This window comes from Bartonella refiksaydamii (genome assembly GCF_902652675.1).
GTDB lineage: Bacteria > Pseudomonadota > Alphaproteobacteria > Rhizobiales > Rhizobiaceae > Bartonella > Bartonella refiksaydamii.
Genome location: NZ_LR736306.1, coordinates 5,712 through 11,701, shown reverse-complemented (window position 1 = coordinate 11,701; position 5,990 = coordinate 5,712). Strand labels below are relative to the sequence as shown.

Annotated in this window: 2 protein-coding genes and 1 pseudogene; all 3 read left to right on the top strand. The window is 37.1% G+C overall.

From position 1 onward, the window contains the following. Positions 1 to 3,164, top strand: a 3,164-nt coding sequence (locus GQO39_RS08835) for a Vomp family autotransporter (protein ID WP_198039422.1), incomplete at its 5' end; no start/stop codon positions are given. 878 nt (positions 3,165 to 4,042) lie between these two features. Further along, positions 4,043 to 4,294, top strand: coding sequence for a YadA-like family protein (locus GQO39_RS09470; protein WP_198039421.1), 252 nt, complete (start codon positions 4,043 to 4,045; stop codon positions 4,292 to 4,294). Between the two features lie 922 nt (positions 4,295 to 5,216). Next, positions 5,217 to 5,990 (top strand): annotated as a pseudogene (locus GQO39_RS06045) (hypothetical protein); the annotation flags it as partial.

Below are 5,990 nucleotides of genomic sequence, written 5' to 3'. Positions count from 1 at the left end.
TTGCAAATTACTTTGGTGGTGGTACGACATTCGAGAATGGAGTCTTTAAAAGACCGAGATATAATTTAACTACTATTGATGCGAATAGTGAGGTGCAACAGAGAGAATATAATGATGTTGGCTCAGCGTTGTCAGGGCTTGATGTGAATATCAGGAATGTTAATCATCATTTAGTCAATGCAGTGAATGATATTGCTAGTTATTTTGGTGGTGGTGCTGGATATGATTCTGATAAAGAATGGCACCCTCCTGTTTTTAAAGTAATCCAATTCAATGAGAATGGCACCATTGGTCAGAAGAAGGACTATAACGATGTTGCTAATGCTTTTGAAGGTGTGAATAATTCTTTTAACGCAATTCACAATCAAATCTCCGACATAACAGAAAATAGTCTTGTTAAATGGGATGAAGAACAAAAACTTATCACCATTGGTAAGGAAAAAAGTGGCACAAAAATTGATATTGCAGGCAGTGATGGAGACCGAATTATCGCAGGTGTGAAAGACGCAGAAAATGGTAATGAAGCTGTTAACAAAGCTCAACTTGATAAAAGTATAGAGAATATTTCTAAAAATATTGAGACAGCAAGTGCTGCTGCAGTTCTCTACGATAAAGATGATAGTGGTAATGTTAATTATAACAGTGTGACTTTTGGCGGCGGTAAAACTAAAGATACAGTTGCTCTCCTAAATGTTAAAGATGGAACAATTTCTGAAGAATCGCATGATGCAATCAACGGAAGCCAAATTAATAAAATATCCGGAGATATTGCAAATTACTTTGGTGGTGGTACGACATTCGAGAATGGAGTCTTTAAAAGACCCAAATATAGTTTGTCTGTTATTGTTGAAGATGGACAGGTAGCAAAGGCTAATTATTATGATGTTGGTTCAGCTTTGACAGGGCTTAATGCGAATGTCAAAAGCGTAAATACTCGTCTTACAAATGTATCCAATGAGTTTAATCAGAAGATTGAAGGTATCTCTAAAGATGCTTTACTTTGGAGCAAAGATGATCAAGCATTTGTTGCTCGCCATGAAAAAGACGGGGAGAAGACAAACAGCAAGCTTAAGTATCTTTTGGATGGAGAGATTGCTAAAGATTCAACCGATGCCATTACAGGTAACCAAATCTATTCTATGAGTAACCAATTTGCTGAGTATTTTGGTGGTGGTGCTGGATATAATGATAAGGGAAAATGGCAAGCTCCTACTTTTCACGTTGATGAAATTGATCATGATGGTTATATTTCCAGGAAGCCTTATAAAAATGTTGCTGGTGCTTTTGAAGGTATGAATACTTCTGTCACAAATATTCAGAATCAGATTACTGAAATGAAAGAAAACAAGCTTGTGCAACAAGACGAGGAGACAGATATTATCACCATTGGTGCGAAAACGGGTGGCACTGTAATTAACATTGCAAACAAATCAGGTACAGATAGGACTATTTCTGGTGTTAAAGCAGCAGAAAATGGTGATGAAGCTGTTAACAAAGACCAACTTGATAAAAGTATAGAGAAAATTTCTAAAGATATTGATTCTGCAAGTGCTTCTGCGGTTCTCTATGATAAAAATGCTGATGGCACTGTTAATTATGGTAGCGTAACTTTAGGCGGCGAGAAGGGTAAAAAACCTGTTGCTCTCCTAAATGTTAAAGATGGGGATATTTCTGAAGAATCACGTGATGCAATCAACGGAAGCCAAATTAATAAAATATCTGGAGATATTGCAAATTACTTTGGTGGTGGTGCAGAGTTCAAAGATGGTGCCTTTAAACGACCCAAATATAGTTTGTCTGTTATTGTTGAAGATGGACAGGTAGCAAAGGCTAATTATTATGATGTTGGTTCAGCTTTGACAGGGCTTAATGCGAATGTCAAAAGCGTAAATACTCGTCTTACAAATGTATCCAATGAGTTTAATCAGAAGATTGAAGGTATCTCTAAAGATGCTTTACTTTGGAGCGGAGATGATCAAGCATTTGTTGCACGTCATGAAAAAGACGGAGAAAAGACAAATAGCAAGCTTAAGTTTCTTCTGGATGGTGAGGTTGCTAAAGGTTCGACAGATGCTATTACGGGCAACCAACTTTATCTCATGAGCAATCAACTTGCTAATTATTTCGGTGGTGGTGCTAAATATGAGAATGGCCAATGGACAGCACCTAATTTTGTTATTTCTCAAGTAAATGCGGATGGCACTATTAGTGAAAAGACGCATCCTAATGTTGCTGATGCTTTTGGTGGTGTTAATAGCGGGATGCTAAACATAAATAACCGTATTGATGAGATCAAAAACAACATTGATTCAGATGTCCTTCATTGGAATAAAGATAAAGGAGCTTATGATGCTAGTCATAACGGTCAGGCGAGTAAGATTATCAATGTAGCTGATGGTAAAATTGAAAAAGATTCAAAAGACGTAGTTAATGGTGGACAACTTTGGCAGACCAACGAACGTATAACGGGTGTTGAGAAAGATATTAAGCATATTGAAGACAGAGTTGACAACATTTCAGGTACGGTTACGGATCTTGGTGAGACAGTTCACAATATTGATATAAAAGTTGATAATATTGAAAATACAGTTAGCAATCTTTCTGATGGGGTTGTTTTCTATGACAAAGATGAAAACGGCAAAAAAACCAATAAAGTCACGTTAATAGGTGGCGATGCCAGCGAGCCTGTTATGATTGATAATGTAGCTGATGGTGAAATTGCAACAGGTTCGAAGGAAGCTGTAAATGGTGGGCAATTACATGATTACACCCAACAGCAGATGAAAATCATTCTTGATGAATCAAAGCACTACACAGATCAGCGGGTAAACAATATCGTTGTTAACGCTATAGATGATGCTGTTGAACGTGCTAATAACTACACCAATAGGAAGTTTGAGGCTTTAAGCTATAGTATTGAGAGTGTGCGGAAAGAGGCAAGACAAGCCGCAGCCATTGGTTTAGCAACGTCTAACTTACGTTATAATGAAACACCTGGAAAATTGAGTGTTGCATTTGGTAGCGGCCTATGGCGTAGCCAATCTGCCTTTGCTTTTGGTGCTGGTTATACTTCTGAAAGCGGGCACATTCATTCTAATGTGTCGGTAACAAGTTCAGGTGGACATTGGGGGGTAGGTGCAGGATTTAATATGACACTGAATTAACAATGAAAATACAATAAGTTAAAGACATTTTCATTTGCCCTTGCTTAACTAGGCAGGGGCAAACCATTTTTGCTAAAAATGTAAAACATACACCTACAGACCTATAGTAAAACACATCTACATTAGAAAATAAAATAGCGACAGAATTAAAGGATTTAGGAAAACTTTTTATGAGGCTTTAGGTAGAACGAAATTATATCCCCACCTACATAAAAGATACATTCTTTATCCTCAATAGTTACACTTTTGTCGAGTACTTTTCCTTCATATTCAAAAACAGTAATTTTACACAGCCTAGCTATCAATTATCGCATGTTTCTGAAGATGGTCAGGTAAGCACGGCCGTCTTTAATGATGTAGGTGGTGCGTTTACAGGTCTTAATGCGAAGATCAAAAATGTCAATCAACATATTAAGGATGTTTTGCAGGTTGTAGCACAGGATTTGTTATCTTGGAGCGAGGGTGATCATGCATTTGTAGCCAAGTATAGCGAAGAGGAGATTAAGAGCAAGATCACCTTTTTTGCGGATGGTGGGACTACTTAAAACTCGACCGTTGCAATAAATGCTTCGCAGCTTTATTAGATGAGTGATAAGCTTGTAGCATATTTTGGAAGCGGTGCTAGATGTAAAGATGATGCATGGATATCCCCCAAATTCTATGTTTCACTCTTCAAGAGCGATAGTATAGCGGATGAGAAGAGCTACAACAATGTTGCAGAAGCGTTTGATTGCGTTAGTGGAAGTATGGCAAATATTAACAAGCATATTAATGAGGTAGCCTAGAATAATTCGTCGAATGGTTGCATTGAGGGTGGTTTGAAAGAAGCTGTTAATAGTGGGTAATTGTATGATCATACCGAACAGTAGATAGAGAGTGTGATTGATGATGCTAAAAAATACACGGATGATAAAGTCAGTAGCACAATAAATGTGGAAAGTTTGCGTTATAACGATAGACTGGGGAAGTTGAGTCTTTCATTTGGTACAGGTACATGGCGCAGTCAATCCGCATTTGCCATTGGTGCTTGTTATACATCTGAGGACGGATTCGTTCGCTTTAACCTATCTGTCATAAGTGCAAGAGGTCACTGGGGTTTAAGCGCAGGAGTGAACTTTACGCTGAATTAATAACAAAAAATTACAAATGTAGAGTGATGTCTCCATATAAATTAACAGAATGCATAATTGCACAATATTTTAAAAATATACGTTTTATAATTTTATTAATAGAAATATCCATTGGGGAGATATGGTTAAAGAAATTAAAGAATCCCATTTTTTACTATTTTAATTATTTTTTCTGTATGCAGCAGTGGCAATGATGAAGTCAATTTCACTTTGATCAAAACAGGGATATCTAAAATACAATAATGCATCAGCACCTCTATAAAAGCCTACAGAGCAAACAATGAGGCTATGAACTTTAGAGTTTCATGAATAAAAAAATTCATTATATGAAAATTAAATTAATTTTCCTCTTGCTATTTTTTTTAATATCCTATAGAGGGGTACAAAATTTGTTAAGAAACATTAAAAAAGTCTTCGCGGAAGGGGGGGCGATGAACTATGAAAAATTTATACAAACATCATCGCTTTATTCCAAAGCACTTTGAGAGACACGACTCTAAAGCTCGGGAATATCTCGCTTATTTTACAACAAAAGTGCAATAATCTTATAGAAATACCCTAAATCACTCATCAAAAACACAACCCATCAGGCAATAAACACACTTTATTGCCTCTTAAACACACAACACTCAACAATGGGACGCAAACATGCTCTCTCTATTCTTATATCATTTTTTATCGTCCTCAAATTCAAAGGCTTTTCTGAAAACAGAAAAACCCCCCTAAAGGCATAAAAAACTAAAGCCTTACTAACCGGATTACTGATCAAGTGCCAATCACAACCCTATTGACACTTTAAATAGTCCTTTTTCCCACTATGACAACCCTAACCTTTTACAAAACAGAAAAAGAAACATCTGCCAGAAGTCACTAACAGCAGAATATGTCTTTTTAATGTCTTTTTTAACTTGGAGCATTTATTATGAAAAAAATATATATCACACCAGAAACACCAGCAGTGAGTAATGTTAAAAATTTTCACTCTCCTTCTCGATTCCCTTTTATTAAAACACTTTCATTGGTTTCAGTAGCTGTCTTTTTATCAAATGCTTCTCCTGTTTCTGCTTGTGATCTTTGGGGCAATGTATCAGATTATTTGGGTGCTGGTGCAAATGTACGTAAAAGTATTCCGCCAAGCTATTTAATTGACGGTAGGATATATAAAAATGTTGGTTCTGCGTTTACAAGAATAGCTTCTGACCTCGGAAATATTTACGGCCAGTTTAATACAATGTCGCTCTCGATAGTAGAAAATAATTATGCTCTTGGCACTGGGATTGCAAAGGCTTTTGGCGCTGGTGCTGGATACGATAGAAACGGAAACTTTAGAGGCCCTCGTTTTGCGATTGGAATTTTTGATGATAAAGGTGGGATGAATTTTGGATTGTATAGTGATGTCGGGGGTGCATTTGACGGCGTAAATAAGTCTCTCTCGGGTCTTTATAAGAGGATTAACAATGTAGCCGCTAATGCGGCAGGTGACGGTCTTGTTAAGCAAGATTCTTTAGGGACTATTACAATTGGTGCGAAAAAAGCAGGCTATGTAATAGACGTTGCAAATAATTCTAATGAGGCGCGGGCTATTGTTGGTGTTCGTAATGCTGCGCTTACCCAAACATCGAATCAAGCGGTTAATGGTTCTCAACTTTATTCCATGAGCAATGTAGTTGCTGGCTATTTTGGTGGTGGTGCTGGA